This is a genomic window from Psychrobacter sp. FDAARGOS_221 (assembly GCF_002313155.2).
Classification (GTDB): Bacteria; Pseudomonadota; Gammaproteobacteria; order Pseudomonadales; family Moraxellaceae; genus Psychrobacter.
Map to the genome: position 1 here is coordinate 1,983,277 of NZ_NWFK02000001.1, position 17,029 is coordinate 2,000,305.

Sequence of the window (17,029 nt, forward strand, 5' to 3'; positions counted from 1 at the left end):
TTTAATGATGATTGCTCAATGAAGCAAAGTCAGGCGCAGAGTAAGCATATCGGCTATGGTCAAGCTGACAAACAGTTTGGTATTACTTTGATGTCAATGGCTTGCCTTATAGTCAGTAGTCAGTACAATAAACGCATTCATTCAATATTATCAACACAACTCACTATTAACAGCAACCATTATCAACACATAAGAGTATTATGAGTAAATCAGCGCACAGCACATCATTAAAAGCATTAAATATTGCCACTCGCAAAAGCCCACTAGCCATGTGGCAAGCCGAGCACATTCAGGCACGCTTACAGTCTTTATATCCTGACTTAGAAGTGAACCTGGTGACTATGGTGACCAAGGGCGACAAAATCTTGGACACACCACTGGCTAAGATTGGCGGCAAAGGCTTGTTTGTCAAAGAGCTTGAGCAAGCGCTATATGATGGCCGTGCCGACATTGCCGTGCATTCGTTAAAAGATGTACCGATGCAGCTACCAGAAGGGTTGATACTGGGTGCCTATTGCAAGCGCGAAACTCCGACCGATGCGTTTGTTTCAAATACTTACTCGAGCCTTGATGAGTTGCCACAAGGCGCTGTAGTCGGTACCGCAAGCCTACGCCGTCAATGTCAGATTAAGGCGTATCGTCCTGATCTACAGATTAAGTCGTTGCGCGGTAATGTGCAGACTCGCTTGAGCAAACTAGATGCCGGTGAATATGATGCGATTATTCTGGCTACCAGTGGTCTGATGCGTGTAGAGCTAAGCGACCGTATTCGTGAAGAGATTGATATTGATATCAGTTTACCTGCGGTGGGTCAGGGCGCATTGGCTATTGAGTGTCGTGATGGTGATGAGGCAGTATTGAGCCTGCTTAAACCATTAAATGATGGTCAAGCCCGTATCCGCTTGATTGCTGAGCGTGCCTTGAATCGTCGCTTAGAAGGTGGCTGTCAGGTGCCGATTGCTGCATTTGCGGTGATTGAAAAGCAGTCAGAAAACAGCCATGACAAGAGCCTATGGTTGCGTGGACGTGTAGGTACAGAAGATGGTCAGACATTATTAAAAGCGGACAAGCGCATTGCTTTATCAGGCAATCAAGCCGAGCGTGAAGCGCAAGCTGAACAGTTGGGTATTGATGTCGCCGATCAGTTATTGTCACTGGGCGCCGATGGCATCTTAGCGGATATTTATAATAATAAAGATGGTGAATAAGCATTTATAGATACACTCTGTTTAATTAAATGAGTCATCATCTGTCACCCAAAAGCCTCTAACTCAAAAGCTGCTGCTATGATTTTTGTGAATACCCGTCCTACCAGTCGTGCCACACCGTTAACGCAAGCCATGCAAGCTAAAGGGCTGACGGTGTTATCCATGCCACTGCTTGAGCTGGTAACGATAGATATTAGTGAGCGTGAGCAGCAGTATCAGCAGGCTTTTTGTCAGCAGCCCGATAAATATCAAGCATTGGTGGTGGTCAGTCCTACCGCAGCACGTCAGGGGTTGGCTGCCTGTCCGAAAGGCTTTATTCCCAGTCCTAATTGTGCGGTGATTGCGGTGGGTCATGCCACCGCAGAGGTCTTGCGACAAGCAGGCTGGCAGGTTCAATGCCCCGATGAATATAGCAATGAGGGTATGATGCGTATGCCCGAAATCTCACGCTTGCAGCAAGGCAATCATCTTCTGGTATGGCGCGGGCGTGGTGGGCGACGTGTGCTGGTTAACTTCTTGCAAGACAATGGGGTGAATGTCGATGCCATTGCTTGGTATCAGCGTCAGTGTCCTGCACAAGCAGCGGAGCTGTTTTCACAGATGCAGCAACAGCTTAAGCAGCTGGCATCAAGCGCTAAACCGGTCGTGTTGATAAGTAGTGGTGAGGCCTTTAGCAATTGGCGACAGTTGATGGCTGATAGCACTCAGTATGAGTTAGAAGATTTTGATTATTTGGCATTTGGTAAGCGTTTGACTCAGATAATCACTGATTTGCAGCTACCTTGTGTGCGCCTTGAGCATTTAGACAATGATGAGGTGTGGCGAGGGGTGCAAGCGGTTAATAATAAGTCCGACTAGCCAATAACATACTAAGCCAACAACATGCTAACCGGCAATAAAGTAGTTATTAATAAAATAGGCATCAATAAAATAGCCATTAATAAAACAGTGACTTATAAAATCAACACGATTAACACGTAATGCATCAATACCTATTAATACGCATTAATGTAATGACAATAAACCATCAGGATCAGTAATAATGAGCAGCAGCCAGAACACCATGAATACCGCTAACGACTTTGATACCCCAGAAGCACTACAGCACTTTCCCAGTATCTACGTGCAGCCCGTCATTTGGAATGATATGGATGCGTTTAATCACGTTAATAACGTGGTGTATTATCGTTACGCTGAGTCTGCTCGTATCAACTATTTGTTTAATATCAATGCCTTTTCTGATGAGGTGACTACAGTGCTGGCCCAATCTAGCTGTACCTATTTAAGACCGGTTACCTTCCCAGATACATTATTAATCGGCGTGCGTACCAAAAAGCTAGGCAATAGCAGTATTGTGATGGAATATTGCTACTATAGTACTGCTCAACAGGCGGTGGTGGCGACCGGTGACTCAGCCTTGGTTCGCTTGAACCAAGATGCCACTGCCAAAGTGACTTGGAGTGAGACTGAACGTAACGATATCCTAGCGTTTGAACAAAGCGTTGGGCATACGCCAGAGTCTTAATATTGTCATTATTTAATCTATTATTTGGCAGTCGTAACCGTGCCTCGGGTGCTTCTAAACCGCAGACACCTGAGCTGCCACATCTGGACAGTAGCCTATATCCGTTGACGCTGACGTCTCTGGCAAATCTAAAACCATCGCAACCCAGCACTCAAAGCAACGCTCAAAATGAAGTTAATCATCACAGCTTTGATTCTGCCTATCAGCTGCTGTTGACGCTATGTCCATTATTACAGTCATCATCACACAGTGAGTTCGACAATCAACTAGACAATGAGCTCATGCTCAGCATGACGCAAGACTTTAGTCAGCAGCTACAGCACAACAGTGTGTATCAAGACTGGATTAACTTCACGGTGTTTGGCAGTTACGTGCAGCGCAGCTTCAGTGCTTTTTACCGTCAAAGTGAAGACGTATTCAACGCTGACATGCCTGACATATTACGCCATGAGTTAATGCGCCATACTCAGCGACTTCCGGCTGAGCAAGTATTGTTGTGTGCAGGTCAGATTCCAAGCAGTGTTCGCCAAGAACAGCTGTTGCTAACCACTCTAAACCCTTTGCACGCAATGGCTAGTGCCTGTGATTTGGCAGACTTTTATCCGGCATCGGCTGGTTTTGATGTATCAAAAAAGTCACAAACATTTGCGTCACACTCATTGAAGCAGAGTGGGTCATTAAACAAATCGACAGCCACTTCTGACATCATATTAAATGTGATTGCCACTACTTCAGATAAGGTCAAAGCCTTTGCCATTAAGCATAATAAGCGCACACGAGAGCGATTACGTCATGAGGTGATGATTTTAGATTTTGCTTATCTGATACTGGTGAAGGAAGAGCGGGTAGCGCCCAAACAAGAGCAGGCTGGCACTGAAGTCGATAACCAAAGTGTTGATAGTCGATTAGCAGATAAAGCCCAAGCAGATACCCAGTCAGAAAAAGGTGTTCTGATTAGACATTATAAGATTGGATAGTCACTCGAGAGGGAGTCGCCCCAGCTAATGATTGATTTAGCTGGGGTTTGTTTTAGTTAACGGCTTTTGTAGCGATGTTTAGTCGCTAGTATTTAATTAAACTGAACTGATTATAAGCTAATGTCAGAGATTAAATCAGCTATTTAGTACCGAAGATTTTATCGCCAGCATCACCAAGACCAGGGATGATATAGCCGTCTTTATTTAAGTGGCTGTCTAGCGCTGCGGTATAAATCTTAACGTCAGGGTGGGCTTCGTTAACCGCACGTACGCCTTCTGGTGCAGCGACTAATACCAAGGCTTTAATGCTACAGCAGCCTTTTTGCTTCAGCATATCAATGGTTGCGACCATCGAGCCGCCAGTTGCTAGCATCGGGTCAATAATCAGTGCTGGGCGTCTATCTACGTCGGCCACTAATTTCTCAAAAAACGGCACTGGTTGTAGCGTTTCTTCATCACGCTGTAAGCCAACCATTGAGATTTTTGCGGTTGGAATCAGATCAAGTACGCCATCTAGCATACCCAGACCGGCACGTAAGATAGGCACGACAGTGATGGTTTTACCCACGATTTGTTCCCCTTTAATCTCACTGCCATCCCAACCTTCCATCGCAAACTCTTCAATTTCAAAGTCACGACACGCTTCATACGCCATTAATCGTGCAAGCTCACTGGTTAAGGTGCGAAATTTATAGGTGCTGCACTTTTCGCGCATTAAGCTTAATTTGTGACGCACCAATGGGTGAGTGATGATTTCTATATTTAAATTAGTCATAAAACCTCGTTGCCGCCTTTAGTAGGTGGTGATTTGATAGCCCTAGTTTATTAATATGAACCTGTATAAATTCACGTCTTTTGAAATGTATTAATCAACAGACTTTTGAACATTCATTTCAGAACAGTCATTTGAGAATGATAATTAACCTAATCCCAGTTATGAAAACAGCTGCCATATAAGCGCACGGCTGTCCTATTTAACACTTAGGATTGTTACCAAACAATTATACCAATAAAACAAATGCAACAAATAAACTTCCTAGTTTAGCTATGCTAGATAATGTTGCCTATTAACTTTCATGACTTACGTTAGCTTTCATGATTAACGACACACATTGGCTATATTACGTATTAACTATATCGCGTTAGCTATATATAAATAGAAGGACAGTAATCACTCACATGAATACAGCAGATCAGGTATTTCTAGAAGGGGTTAGACCCGACAGTATAGAAGAAGACAGCCAAGCAGGGCAGGGCGATAGTGAGCGCCATGTCGAGGATCACCCTTTCCCGCCTGTATTGCCTACTGATGCTGACATTATGATGATGGGTACTTTTCCGCCCACTGAAGATAAGTGGGGCATGCCATTTCACTACCCTAACTTCTACAATGACATGTGGAGGATTTATGGCGCTGTCTTTTTTGATGATCCTGACCATTTTCGAGATGGCGATGAAAAAGGCTTCGACCCTGAGCGTATCAAAGCCTTTTTAAAAGAGCGTCGCATTGCATCATGCCCTACAGTCAGAAAGGCAATCCGCGAACAAGGTAATGCTTCAGATAAGCACTTAACCATTGTCGAACCTGTCGCCTTGAATGACGTATTAGCGCAGCTACCGAAGGTGCACACCATCTTCACTACCGGCGGTAAGGCGACCGAAATTCTGATGACCTTACTTGCAGAGAACCAGGGCAAGGCTATTGCGAAGTCTAAATGGCCCAAAACCAACCAGCGTATTGACTATCTATATAATGATAGGCAACTTAGCTTATATAGACTGCCGTCAACCTCTAGAGCATATCCTTTATCGTTTACTAAAAAGGCAGCGGCCTATCGTGAGTTCTTCCAATCAGTCGGTAAGCTATAGAGTATTGCAGTTAATATGATACATAACTATCTATTTGAACAATGACTATGTCATTAATTAGCAGCTAACTAGTTAAGCTAATCCCAATGAATCCCCGAATTAACCCAATAAACCCCACCAAACCGACTAAATCTATCTAAAAAGAGATAAATATAAAAAAGGGGGTTGACGGCAATTTAAAACAGTATATAATACGCCCCTGTTCAGACAAAAGGGCGAAAGCTTAGCGCTAAAAACTGAGTAAAAACAGTTATTTAGATAAAGTTGAGTTAGAGCTGGTTTCGGATATGTTGCAAGCGTATTAAAAGCAACAAATATCAAATAAAACGAAACAAAGTCTTGACAAGAAAAATAAAGCGTCTATAATACGCACCTTATCGGGACAACGGAAGCGACCTTTGGGTTGGTCTGGTGTTTTGGTGAAATGATAAAGATTTAGATTTTAAAATATTTAAATCTTACCGAATAAAAAAGCTTGACAGATATTAAAATGATGATATACTGGATGGCTCGCAAGTAACACTAACCATCTTAAATTAAGAATGAGTTTTTGATTACATGCACAACTTACCTTGGACGACAAGATAAGTCAACTATTTAAAAGCTAAAATCAAAGAACAACTTGTGTGGATTTTTGCTAATACAGAATGCGATAAGAAATTATCATTCATTATTAGTAGAAAAACTCGAAGTTAATTCATTATATGAAACATACGGAAAGCAAATTTGCTAGTAACGAATGAGCCAAGTTTAGAAGCTTCTTTAAAGAGCTTCATAGCAAGATTAAACTGAAGAGTTTGATCATGGCTCAGATTGAACGCTGGCGGCAGGCTTAACACATGCAAGTCGAGCGGAAACGATGGGAGCTTGCTCCCAGGCGTCGAGCGGCGGACGGGTGAGTAATACTTAGGAATCTGCCCAGTAGTGGGGGATAGCTCGGGGAAACTCGAATTAATACCGCATACACCCTACGGGGAAAAGGGGGCGCTTGCGCTCTCGCTATTGGATGAGCCTAAGTCGGATTAGCTAGTTGGTGGGGTAAAGGCCTACCAAGGCGACGATCTGTAGCTGGTCTGAGAGGATGATCAGCCACACCGGGACTGAGACACGGCCCGGACTCCTACGGGAGGCAGCAGTGGGGAATATTGGACAATGGGGGAAACCCTGATCCAGCCATGCCGCGTGTGTGAAGAAGGCCTTTTGGTTGTAAAGCACTTTAAGCAGTGAAGAAGACCTAACGGTTAATACCCGTTAGCGATGACATTAGCTGCAGAATAAGCACCGGCTAACTCTGTGCCAGCAGCCGCGGTAATACAGAGGGTGCAAGCGTTAATCGGAATTACTGGGCGTAAAGCGAGCGTAGGTGGTTTGATAAGTCAGATGTGAAATCCCCGGGCTTAACCTGGGAACTGCATCTGATACTGTCAGGCTAGAGTAGGTGAGAGGGAGGTAGAATTTCAGGTGTAGCGGTGAAATGCGTAGAGATCTGAAGGAATACCGATGGCGAAGGCAGCCTCCTGGCATCATACTGACACTGAGGTTCGAAAGCGTGGGTAGCAAACAGGATTAGATACCCTGGTAGTCCACGCCGTAAACGATGTCTACTAGTCGTTGGGGGACTTGATCCCTTAGTGACGCAGCTAACGCAATAAGTAGACCGCCTGGGGAGTACGGCCGCAAGGTTAAAACTCAAATGAATTGACGGGGGCCCGCACAAGCGGTGGAGCATGTGGTTTAATTCGATGCAACGCGAAGAACCTTACCTGGTCTTGACATATCTAGAATCCTGCAGAGATGCGGGAGTGCCTTCGGGAATTAGAATACAGGTGCTGCATGGCTGTCGTCAGCTCGTGTCGTGAGATGTTGGGTTAAGTCCCGCAACGAGCGCAACCCTTTTCCTTAGTTACCAGCGGTTTGGCCGGGGACTCTAAGGATACTGCCAGTGACAAACTGGAGGAAGGCGGGGACGACGTCAAGTCATCATGGCCCTTACGACCAGGGCTACACACGTGCTACAATGGTAGGTACAGAGGGCAGCTACACAGCGATGTGATGCGAATCTCAAAAAGCCTATCGTAGTCCGGATTGGAGTCTGCAACTCGACTCCATGAAGTCGGAATCGCTAGTAATCGCGGATCAGAATGCCGCGGTGAATACGTTCCCGGGCCTTGTACACACCGCCCGTCACACCATGGGAGTTGATTGCACCAGAAGTGGGTAGCCTAACTTTTAGAGGGCGCTCACCACGGTGTGGTCGATGACTGGGGTGAAGTCGTAACAAGGTAGCCGTAGGGGAACCTGCGGCTGGATCACCTCCTTAACAAAAGCATTCGGTTAGCAAGAATTCACAACAAGTTGTTCTTTGATTTAGCAAGCTCTGAAGGGTCTGTAGCTCAGCTGGTTAGAGCACCGTGTTGATAACGCGGGGGTCATAAGTTCAAGTCTTATCAGACCCACCATTATCCTATACGGGGCCATAGCTCAGTTGGTAGAGCGCCTGCCTTGCACGCAGGAGGTCAGGAGTTCGACTCTCCTTGGCTCCACCATAATAGGTGCAGATAATCAGAGTGGATAAAGTAGAATTAAGTGATTATTTAGTTGTTAAATAATAAATTACTTACTTCTGTTTTATACAGAGAATATATGACGATCTGATGAAGACGTTATTACTATTTAAAAACATAGATATGAGTTGTAATACGGTTAAACGATGAATCATTCACTGAGCCATTGTTTAACCAGTAACCAACCTTTTAATGACATCAGTTGTTATCCCAAGGGGTTGGTTACAAAGTAAAGAGAACTGAATCAAGCGTAAATTATCAAGGTGATATCGTTATAATTGCTGAACATAAGACCCTTTGGGGTTGTATGGTCAAGTAATTAAGCGCACATGGTGGATGCCTTGGCAGTCAGAGGCGATGAAAGACGTGACAGCCTGCGATAAGCTTCGGGGAGGCGGCAATATCCTGTGATCCGGAGATTTCTGAATGGGGAAACCCACCCAGTGTAAGCTGGGTATCCTAATTTATTAGGAAGCGAACGAGGGGAAGTGAAACATCTCAGTACCCTTAGGAAAAGACATCAAATGAGATTCCCCTAGTAGCGGCGAGCGAACGGGGAGGAGCCGACGGATTTATATGTAGAAGAACAGTGTGGGAAAACTGGCCATAGTGGGTGATAGCCCCGTATTCGAAACATATAATGAAGCATATTAAGTAGTGCGGAACACGAGAAATTCTGTATGAAGATGGGGGGACCATCCTCCAAGGCTAAATACTCCTGACTGACCGATAGTGAACCAGTACCGTGAGGGAAAGGCGAAAAGAACCCCTGTGAGGGGAGTGAAATAGAACCTGAAACCGTGTGCGTACAAGCAGTGGGAGCACTCTTGCAGTGTGACCGCGTACCTTTTGTATAATGGGTCAGCGACTTATATTCTGTAGCAAGGTTAACCATTAGGGGAGCCGTAGGGAAACCGAGTCTTAATAGGGCGTTTAGTTGCAGGGTATAGACCCGAAACCGAGTGATCTATCCATGAGCAGGTTGAAAGTGCCGTAACAGGCACCGGAGGACCGAACCCACTGTCGTTGAAAAGCCAGGGGATGACTTGTGGATAGGGGTGAAAGGCTAATCAAACTCGGTGATAGCTGGTTCTCCCCGAAAGCTATTTAGGTAGCGCCTCGGACGAACACCATTGGGGGTAGAGCACTGTTTCGGCTAGGGGGTCATACCGACTTACCAAACCGATGCAAACTCCGAATACCGATGAGTGATATCCGGGAGACACACGGCGGGTGCTAACGTCCGTCGTGGAGAGGGAAACAACCCAGACCGCCAGCTAAGGCCCCAAATTCCTAGTTAAGTGGGAAACGAAGTGGGAAGGCATAGACAGCTAGGAGGTTGGCTTAGAAGCAGCCATCCTTTAAAGAAAGCGTAATAGCTCACTAGTCGAGTCGGCCCGCGCGGAAGATGTAACGGGGCTCAAACTAGGAGCCGAAGCTGCGGATTTGAACATGTTTCAAGTGGTAGGGGAGCGTTGTGTAAGCCTGTGAAGGTGTATCGTAAGGTATGCTGGAGGTATCACAAGAGCGAATGCTGACGTGAGTAACGATAATGCGAGTGAAAAGCTCGCACGCCGGAAGATCAAGGGTTCCAGTCCAACGTTAATCGGGGCTGGGTGAGTCGACCCCTAAGGCGAGGCCGAAAGGCGTAGTCGATGGGAAATCGGTTAATATTCCGATACTTGTTTATGATGTGATGGAGGGACGGAGAAGGTTATGCCAGCCTGGCGATGGTTGTCCAGGTGGAAGGATGTAGGTAGACGGCTTAGGTAAATCCGGGCTGTTAATACTGAGATCTGATAGCAAGCTAGTTTACTAGCGAAGTGGCAAATACCATGCTTCCAGGAAAAGCTTCTAAACTATAGTCATAAACGAATCGTACCCTAAACCGACACAGGTGATCAGGTAGAGAATACCAAGGCGCTTGAGAGAACTCTGCTGAAGGAACTAGGCAAAATGGTACCGTAACTTCGGGAGAAGGTACGCTGTCGATGGTGAAGGACTTGCTCCGTAAGCTATTGACAGTCGCAGATACCAGGCTGCTGCAACTGTTTATTAAAAACACAGCACTCTGCAAACACGAAAGTGGACGTATAGGGTGTGATGCCTGCCCGGTGCTGGAAGGTTAATTGATGGGCTTAGCGTATGCGAAGGTCTTGATCGAAGCCCCAGTAAACGGCGGCCGTAACTATAACGGTCCTAAGGTAGCGAAATTCCTTGTCGGGTAAGTTCCGACCTGCACGAATGGCATAATGATGGCAGCGCTGTCTCCAGCAGAGACTCAGTGAAATCGAAATCGCAGTGAAGATGCTGTGTACCCGCGGCTAGACGGAAAGACCCCGTGAACCTTTACTACAGCTTTACATTGAACTTTGACCTGACTTGTGCAGGATAGGTGGGAGGCTTTGAAGCAGATACGCCAGTATTTGTGGAGCCAACCTTGAAATACCACCCTGGTCATGTTGGGGTTCTAACTCAGGTATAACAATACCGAGGACAATGTATGGTGGGTAGTTTGACTGGGGCGGTCTCCTCCTAAAGAGTAACGGAGGAGTACGAAGGTGCGCTCAGAACGGTCGGAAATCGTTCAAAGAGTATAAAGGCAAAAGCGCGCTTAACTGCGAGACCCACAAGTCGAGCAGGTACGAAAGTAGGTCTTAGTGATCCGGTGGTTCTGTATGGAAGGGCCATCGCTCAACGGATAAAAGGTACTCTGGGGATAACAGGCTGATACCGCCCAAGAGTTCATATCGACGGCGGTGTTTGGCACCTCGATGTCGGCTCATCTCATCCTAGGGCTGAAGCAGGTCCTAAGGGTATGGCTGTTCGCCATTTAAAGAGGTACGCGAGCTGGGTTTAGAACGTCGTGAGACAGTTCGGTCCCTATCTACCGTGGGCGTTGGAAATTTGAGAGGATCTGCTCCTAGTACGAGAGGACCAGAGTGGACGAACCGCTGGTGTTCGGGTTGTCATGCCAATGGCATTGCCCGGTAGCTACGTTCGGATTGGATAACCGCTGAAAGCATCTAAGCGGGAAGCCAACCTCAAGATTAGATTTCCCTTAAGAGCCGTTCAAGACTAGGACGTTGATAGGCAGGGTGTGGAAGCGCAGTGATGCGTGTAGCTAACCTGTACTAATTGCTCGTTTGGCTTGACCATACAACACCCAAGTGGTTTTAGTATGTCGCCAATTATTTCGATATCATCCTGATGATTACTTGATTCAGGTTCTTGATATACTAGTCAATACAAAGTTAAGTAAATAACTTAACCAACTCATATCTATACCCCCTTTGCTGACGACAATAGCACGATGGAACCACCTGATCCCTTCCCGAACTCAGAAGTGAAACATCGTAGCGCCAATGGTAGTGTGGTTCGCCCATGTGAGAGTAGGTCATCGTCAGCTCCCTATACCTAAAAGCCCCCGCTCAATCCGAGCGGGGGCTTTTTCTTTGTGCGTATTTTGACTTTAGTTTGTGATATGGTATTAGCATAAATCTTTGATTAGGAAAACACTAACATGTCTCGGAAGTGCCCTAAGCCTAGTGTGATAAAAGCATTATTTGCTCACTCTGGTAATCAATGTGCATTTGAAGGGTGTAATCAACAGTTAATAAATCATAAAAATCAATTTATTGGTCAAATCTGCCATATAGAAGCAGCAAGTCCAGGTGGTGAAAGATATAATCCTGAAAGTAATGATGAAGAACGGAGAGGTTATGATAACTTGATCCTATTTTGTTACCCTCATCATATAGAGACGAATGATACAGTAGAGTTTACAGTTGAAAAATTAAAGCAAATAAAACAAAATCATGCACGTGCTTTTAAAGATAACCATTTCAATTTAAGTGAAAAGCAATTGACTTCTATTACTAATGAAATAAGTAAATACTGGGAAGAAGTTGAATTTATTAATAAGTTTGAACATATCTACCCTGATTTAGCTATGGAAGTTTCTGGAGACCGCCAGTTTCTTGATATAACTGCTAACTTAAGAGAGTTGATTGGGAAAGTTGAGAATATTTTAAGTTGTCTAGGTGAAAGCGATGTAAGATTAGAACAAGATTTTAAGGATTTATTAAGAAAGCAAGATATTGATATTGGTATATTTGATGAAGTTGATTATTATGAGAACCCTTTTATAAATCGTAATTGGGAGTCCCATAATTTATCTGTTCCAAATCTAATGCAAAAAATTAAGATTGATTTATTATCAGTTGAAATTAAGTTTCTTGAAGAGTATTTAAAAAATAATAGTGATGATCAAGATATAAAAGAATATTTTTATAAGCTATAAGCTAAAAGCTAAATTGAAAGATTATGCAAAATCATCAGTATATGCTGACTAAAAATGTATCACTTACAAACGAAAGAGATTCACACAACCAAGAACAATACGGACTCAAGGTTTAGCCGAGCGAAGAGCTCTTATTGAAATAGATCCATAATATCCTCGTTATTTTCAAATTCAAGCGTAAGTTGCTCTTTTTGGCGCTTACGCATTCGCTCAATTCTTTGTTTACGTCCAGCAATCAGTCTTAGTACTTCACGCCTCTCTTCATTGCTCATCCTAAGCCATAACTGGCGCTCTTGACGGCTACGCAAACAGCCAAAGCAATATCCTTTTTTATTGCTTTGACAGACGCCGACACAAGGGCTTTCTATTTCAAATAGCTCTATTTGATCAAACATATTTTCTTTACCAGTATTGACTTGCTACTTTGATACGCACAAAGATATCAGAATAAGCTTATATTATTTAATCAATTTTAGCATGATTACCTTATCAGGTTGTTTGATGCATTATAGTCTGGTTGATTATTTAATAAATTAATTAATTAATAGCTAAAGTGAATAGAGGATGCAATGAAAATTATCTATGTACATGGATTGGACAGTTCTGCTAATTCTGTGAAGGGCGTGCTGCTTGAGCGCTATTGCCAACAGCACCATCCTGAAATTGAAGTGATACGTCCCGATTTGAATCAGTCACCTGATGAAGTGTTTTCTTATTTATGTGACTTAGTGCAGCAAGCTAAAGCCTTAGATGATAAGGTAATGTTAATGGGAAGCTCGTTGGGCGGCTATTTTTCTAGTATTGTTAGCAGTCAGACAGGCTGTCCTGCGTACTTATTAAATCCAAGCACTCAGCCACATATTAGCTTACAGCGCTTTATCGATGACTTACCAGAGACTGATGCAGAACAATTGGCAGATAAGGTGATTTATCGTACTTCCGGTGGCTGGGAGATAAAGTTGCAACACTTACATTGGTTCGATTCACACCAATTAACTTCAATTAATCAGCCTCATCAAGTAGCGGCGCTGATTAAAGAGGGTGATGAACTGCTTGATCCGAGCATTGCCACTGCCTTTTATCGCCAGCAAGGTTTCGAGGTGACTCTACAGCCTGGCGGTGATCATCGTATGACCGACTTTGAACAGCAGTTGCCATTAATTATGAAGCAGGTACAGACATTATTTAATTAGCAGCGATTAGAGCTCTTTAGGTACTAAAGGTCACAATATTACTGAAAGTAAACGATAAGGTGCGCTTTATTTAGCCTGTGACAGCGTTATTTGAATGCTATGCGCCAAATAGTGTCGTGAAAGCGTAGACAGACCACAATTGTTCGGCCAATTTTAGTTATAATAGTCATCACTATTAATGAATATTATAAAACGCTATTGCAATCAATATTCAAAGCGCAACAAGCAGATAAGCAAATAGGTTAACTTGTACGTTGAGCCAATCTAATGCTGTCACGGTTGAATATTTGATTGACTATAAATAAAGCAAAGGATGTTACTGTGAGTAAATATACAGCCCAATCACTCGAAGTTCTAGAAGGGCTAGAGCCAGTTCGTCGCCGCCCAGGTATGTATACGGATACTACTCGGCCAAATCACCTTGCTCAAGAAGTCATCGATAACTCGGTTGATGAGGCATTGGCCGGCCATGCAAAAGTTATTAAAGTACAGCTGCATGATGACGGCTCATTATCAGTTGAAGATGATGGGCGTGGGATGCCGACCGATATCCATCCTGAGTTTAAGCAGACTGGAATTGAAATTATTTTGACCCGCTTACACGCAGGCGGCAAGTTTAATACCAGTAACTATCAGGTATCTGGTGGTTTGCACGGTGTGGGTATTTCAGTGGTTAACGCGCTATCAAAGCGTGTAGAGGTAACGGTTTGGCGTGATGGTACGCAGTATGATATCGCCTTTGAAAATGGTGCACCGGTTACCAAGCTGACAGAATCAGTAAGCTCTAATAAACGCAAAAAAGGCACGAAGGTTCGTTTTTGGGTCGATGAGTCATTTTTTGACAGTCCTAACTTTAGCGTTAAGCAGTTAAAGCACAACCTAAAAGCCAAAGCAGTATTGGCAGCGGGTTTAACCATTGAGTTCGTGGATGATATTCACAATGACAAAGTGGTATGGCAGTTCGCGGATGGTGTGGTTGAGTATCTTAATGAACAGCTTGATGGGTTAGAGACATTACCACCAGAGCCGTTTTATTTTACCTATGATGCTAAAGAAGGTGAGCGCGCCGGTGTTACTTTTGCCTTATCTTGGCTACCTGAGGGCGGTAATCCGATTCAGGAAAGCTACGTTAACCTGATTCCAACCGCGCAAGGTGGCACCCATGTGAATGGGTTGCGCACAGGTATTTTAGAGGCGTTACGTGAGTTTTGTGAAATTCACAGTTTATTACCGCGTAATGTGAAGCTGACTGGTGAAGATGTGTGGGATGGAATTAACTATATTCTGTCGTTAAAGTTCTCAGAGCCACAGTTTTCTGGTCAGACTAAAGAACGTCTGTCTAGCCGTGAAGCCGCTGCTGCAGTGCAGGCACAAGCGAAAGATGCGTTTAGCCTGTGGTTAAACCAACATGCAGAAATGGGTACTCAGATTGCAGAGTTGGCCATTTCAAAAGCAGGTAAACGCTTAAAATCTGCTAAGAAAGTAGCGCGTAAGAAGATTACCCAAGGTCCAGCCTTGCCGGGTAAACTGGCTGACTGTCGTGGTGGTGTCAGAGATGGTGCTGAATTATTCTTGGTAGAGGGTGACTCAGCAGGTGGTAGTGCCAAGCAGGCCAGAGACCGTCATTTCCAAGCCATTTTGCCGCTGCGTGGTAAGATTTTGAATACTTGGGAGGTTTCTCCTGATACGGTTTTATCCAGCCGTGAGATTCATGATATTGCGATTGCCATTGGTGTGGATCCGGCTTCTGATGATTTATCAGAGCTACGTTACGATAAAATCTGTATTTTGGCCGATGCTGATTCGGATGGACTGCACATTGCGACCTTGATTTGTGCGCTGTTTGTGAAGCATTTCCCAGCGCTGGTTGATGCCGGTCACTTATTTGTGGCGATGCCGCCTCTGTATCGTATTGATATTGGTAAAGAGGTTCATTACGCGCTTGATGAGAGTGAGCTTGAGCATATCTTAAGTAATGTACCAGGTAATAAGAAGCCACAGATTACTCGATTTAAAGGTCTTGGTGAAATGAGCGCCGAGCAGCTGCGTGAAACGACGATGAACCCTGATACGCGTAGATTGGTACAGCTGGATATGGATGACATGCAGTTAACCAATCGCATCATGGATATGTTGCTTGCTAAGAAACGCGCCTCTGACCGCAAGACGTGGTTAGAGAGCAAAGGCGATTTGGCTGAGATTATGGTTTAAGGTTTAAACCAATCAACCCAGTGGCATTATACCCGTTACATTGAACCGGTAATATTGGTATAGAGCGCAACCAAGTTTGGTTTAAAAAGTATTAAACACGAGACAAAATTAAAGATTAGTACTAAATGTAGGGACACAAGGATATGTTAAATAAACACATCGTTGATAATGAAGCTGCTAATAGTAGGCAGCCGTTAAACTATAAGCGTCTGGGTAAGCAGGTGCCAAAGCGCGGCGGCAGAGTAACGCCGCGACTTGCGCGTGCGTTTTTGAAGCTACTGGGTTGGAAGGTGACTGGTAATATACCTGATGTACCTAAGGCGGTATTGCTGGCGTTACCACATACGTCTAACTTAGATGGCTTGTATGCCATTCCTGTAGTGCTAGGCTTGGACTTAGACATTAAGATTATGGGTAAGGATAGTCTGTTTAAATATCCTGTATTATCAAACTTTTTGAAGTGGGCAGGTGTTGTACCCATTAACCGCAGTAAAAAAGGGTCGGTATTACAGGCCAGTATTGAGCAAATGAAGGCCAGTGATTCACTGTATTTGGGCTTGGCACCTGAAGGAACGCGTGGATTTACCAAGCAATGGAAGACAGGCTTTTATTACATTGCAGATAGTGCCGATGTGCCTATTATCCCAGTGGCGATGGATTATAAGACCAAAGAAGTGCAGTTTTTGGATCCTGTATGTACCACAGGTAATTATGAAGAAGATTTGACCAAGATTGTGGCCCAGTACAAAGGTGTGGTTCCAAAATATCCAAGCAAGATGTCGCAGGTACTACAGGATATCAATAAGTAGCTAGTTATTTTGAGCTTAGTTTAAGCCTGCGCTGTTTGTATGGCTAGTATCAATGCGGTATTAAAAATCAAAAAAAGGCGTCCGATTGGGCGCCTTTTTTGTATGGTTAATTTCAATTGAGAGCTACTTCAAAAACTTGACCGTACCCTGCGTACCGGTACTCATCGCATCATTGGCCAGCGCATTCTTTTCCTGAATCTCTTCAGGGTCAGGGCGACGTTCAGTATGGCCACATTGAGTACACTCAATATACTCGTCTTCTTCAGGCTCAAACAGGCGCACCTGTACGACGGCATCCATTGTTTGACACTTTGGACAGGTGACGCCAGCTAAGAACTGACGTCTAGGTCGTTTGGATTGATAACGCATA

12 protein-coding genes, 2 tRNA genes and 3 rRNA genes are annotated in these 17,029 nt (G+C 44.4%); 14 read left to right on the forward strand and 3 right to left on the reverse strand.

Annotation, left to right across the window (positions count from 1 at the left end):
* Positions 1-200 precede the first annotated feature (200 nt).
* The 4 genes from hemC (at position 201) to A6J60_RS08330 (ending at position 3,710) form a co-directional block, all read left to right on the forward strand.
* Positions 201-1,208 (forward strand): hydroxymethylbilane synthase, encoded by a 1,008-nt coding sequence (gene hemC / locus A6J60_RS08315; RefSeq protein WP_096065578.1) that lies wholly within the window; start codon positions 201-203, stop codon positions 1,206-1,208.
* Positions 1,209-1,286: 78 nt separating this feature from the next.
* Entirely contained in the window at positions 1,287-2,066 is a 780-nt protein-coding gene (locus tag A6J60_RS08320) for a uroporphyrinogen-III synthase (RefSeq protein WP_096065579.1), read from the forward strand.
* 184 nt (positions 2,067-2,250) lie between these two features.
* The gene (locus tag A6J60_RS08325; protein WP_096065580.1) at positions 2,251-2,733 is read left to right on the forward strand and encodes an acyl-CoA thioesterase; all 483 of its coding nucleotides are present in this window, start codon (positions 2,251-2,253) and stop codon (positions 2,731-2,733) included.
* A 2-nt stretch (positions 2,734-2,735) separates the two neighbouring features.
* A complete protein-coding gene (locus A6J60_RS08330; RefSeq protein WP_096065581.1) occupies positions 2,736-3,710 on the forward strand; it encodes a hypothetical protein in 975 nt (324 codons plus the stop codon).
* Between the two features lie 139 nt (positions 3,711-3,849).
* On the opposite strand, the gene upp is transcribed toward A6J60_RS08330, so the two are convergent.
* Entirely contained in the window at positions 3,850-4,485 is a 636-nt protein-coding gene (gene upp / locus A6J60_RS08335) for a uracil phosphoribosyltransferase (protein ID WP_096065582.1), read from the reverse strand.
* A gap of 404 nt (positions 4,486-4,889) precedes the next feature.
* On the opposite strand from upp, the gene A6J60_RS08340 reads away from it, so the two are divergent.
* The 7 genes from A6J60_RS08340 to A6J60_RS08370 all read left to right on the forward strand — a co-directional run bounded on the left by A6J60_RS08340 (position 4,890) and on the right by A6J60_RS08370 (position 12,446).
* Entirely contained in the window at positions 4,890-5,579 is a 690-nt protein-coding gene (locus tag A6J60_RS08340) for a DNA glycosylase (RefSeq protein ID WP_227526100.1), read from the forward strand.
* 785 nt (positions 5,580-6,364) lie between these two features.
* Positions 6,365-7,899 (forward strand): 16S ribosomal RNA (locus A6J60_RS08345).
* A gap of 62 nt (positions 7,900-7,961) precedes the next feature.
* A tRNA-Ile gene (locus tag A6J60_RS08350) sits at positions 7,962-8,038 on the forward strand.
* An 11-nt stretch (positions 8,039-8,049) separates the two neighbouring features.
* Positions 8,050-8,125: transfer RNA gene (locus A6J60_RS08355), tRNA-Ala, on the forward strand.
* A gap of 327 nt (positions 8,126-8,452) precedes the next feature.
* Positions 8,453-11,302: ribosomal RNA gene (locus A6J60_RS08360) — 23S ribosomal RNA — on the forward strand.
* Positions 11,303-11,438: 136 nt separating this feature from the next.
* A 5S ribosomal RNA gene (gene rrf, locus A6J60_RS08365) occupies positions 11,439-11,552 on the forward strand.
* Together the 16S, 23S and 5S rRNA genes with 2 tRNA genes alongside form the textbook arrangement of a ribosomal RNA operon.
* A gap of 114 nt (positions 11,553-11,666) precedes the next feature.
* On the forward strand, positions 11,667-12,446 hold the full coding sequence (locus A6J60_RS08370; RefSeq protein WP_096065583.1) for a hypothetical protein: 780 nt from the start codon (positions 11,667-11,669) through the stop codon (positions 12,444-12,446).
* Positions 12,447-12,577: 131 nt separating this feature from the next.
* On the opposite strand, the gene A6J60_RS08375 is transcribed toward A6J60_RS08370, so the two are convergent.
* A complete protein-coding gene (locus A6J60_RS08375) occupies positions 12,578-12,841 on the reverse strand; it encodes a DUF1289 domain-containing protein (protein ID WP_096065584.1) in 264 nt (87 codons plus the stop codon).
* A gap of 174 nt (positions 12,842-13,015) precedes the next feature.
* On the opposite strand from A6J60_RS08375, the gene A6J60_RS08380 reads away from it, so the two are divergent.
* The 3 genes from A6J60_RS08380 (at position 13,016) to A6J60_RS08390 (ending at position 16,659) form a co-directional block, all read left to right on the forward strand.
* Positions 13,016-13,639 carry a YqiA/YcfP family alpha/beta fold hydrolase gene (locus A6J60_RS08380; RefSeq protein ID WP_096065585.1) on the forward strand — a complete coding sequence of 208 codons (624 nt, stop codon included), beginning with the start codon at positions 13,016-13,018 and terminating at the stop codon, positions 13,637-13,639.
* Positions 13,640-13,960: 321 nt separating this feature from the next.
* Entirely contained in the window at positions 13,961-15,850 is a 1,890-nt protein-coding gene (parE, locus tag A6J60_RS08385; RefSeq protein ID WP_096065586.1) for a DNA topoisomerase IV subunit B, read from the forward strand.
* 143 nt (positions 15,851-15,993) lie between these two features.
* Positions 15,994-16,659: a lysophospholipid acyltransferase family protein gene (locus tag A6J60_RS08390; protein ID WP_096065587.1), complete on the forward strand. Its 666-nt coding sequence runs from the start codon at positions 15,994-15,996 to the stop codon at positions 16,657-16,659.
* A gap of 123 nt (positions 16,660-16,782) precedes the next feature.
* On the opposite strand, the gene A6J60_RS08395 is transcribed toward A6J60_RS08390, so the two are convergent.
* Entirely contained in the window at positions 16,783-17,028 is a 246-nt protein-coding gene (locus tag A6J60_RS08395; protein WP_096065588.1) for a YheV family putative metal-binding protein, read from the reverse strand.
* Position 17,029: the final 1 nt, after the last annotated feature.

Bases quoted from the DNA above. Each gene is read 5' to 3' on its own strand.
- hemC (WP_096065578.1), top strand. From the start codon at position 201: ATGAGTAAATCAGCGCACAGCACATCATTAAAAGCATTAAATATTGCC.
- A6J60_RS08320 (WP_096065579.1), top strand. From the start codon at position 1,287: ATGATTTTTGTGAATACCCGTCCTACCAGTCGTGCCACACCGTTAACG.
- A6J60_RS08325 (WP_096065580.1), top strand. From the start codon at position 2,251: ATGAGCAGCAGCCAGAACACCATGAATACCGCTAACGACTTTGATACC.
- upp (WP_096065582.1), bottom strand. From the start codon at position 4,485: ATGACTAATTTAAATATAGAAATCATCACTCACCCATTGGTGCGTCAC.
- A6J60_RS08340 (WP_227526100.1), top strand. From the start codon at position 4,890: ATGAATACAGCAGATCAGGTATTTCTAGAAGGGGTTAGACCCGACAGT.
- A6J60_RS08370 (WP_096065583.1), top strand. From the start codon at position 11,667: ATGTCTCGGAAGTGCCCTAAGCCTAGTGTGATAAAAGCATTATTTGCT.
- A6J60_RS08375 (WP_096065584.1), bottom strand. From the start codon at position 12,841: ATGTTTGATCAAATAGAGCTATTTGAAATAGAAAGCCCTTGTGTCGGC.
- A6J60_RS08380 (WP_096065585.1), top strand. From the start codon at position 13,016: ATGAAAATTATCTATGTACATGGATTGGACAGTTCTGCTAATTCTGTG.
- A6J60_RS08390 (WP_096065587.1), top strand. From the start codon at position 15,994: ATGTTAAATAAACACATCGTTGATAATGAAGCTGCTAATAGTAGGCAG.
- A6J60_RS08395 (WP_096065588.1), bottom strand. From the start codon at position 17,028: ATGCGTTATCAATCCAAACGACCTAGACGTCAGTTCTTAGCTGGCGTC.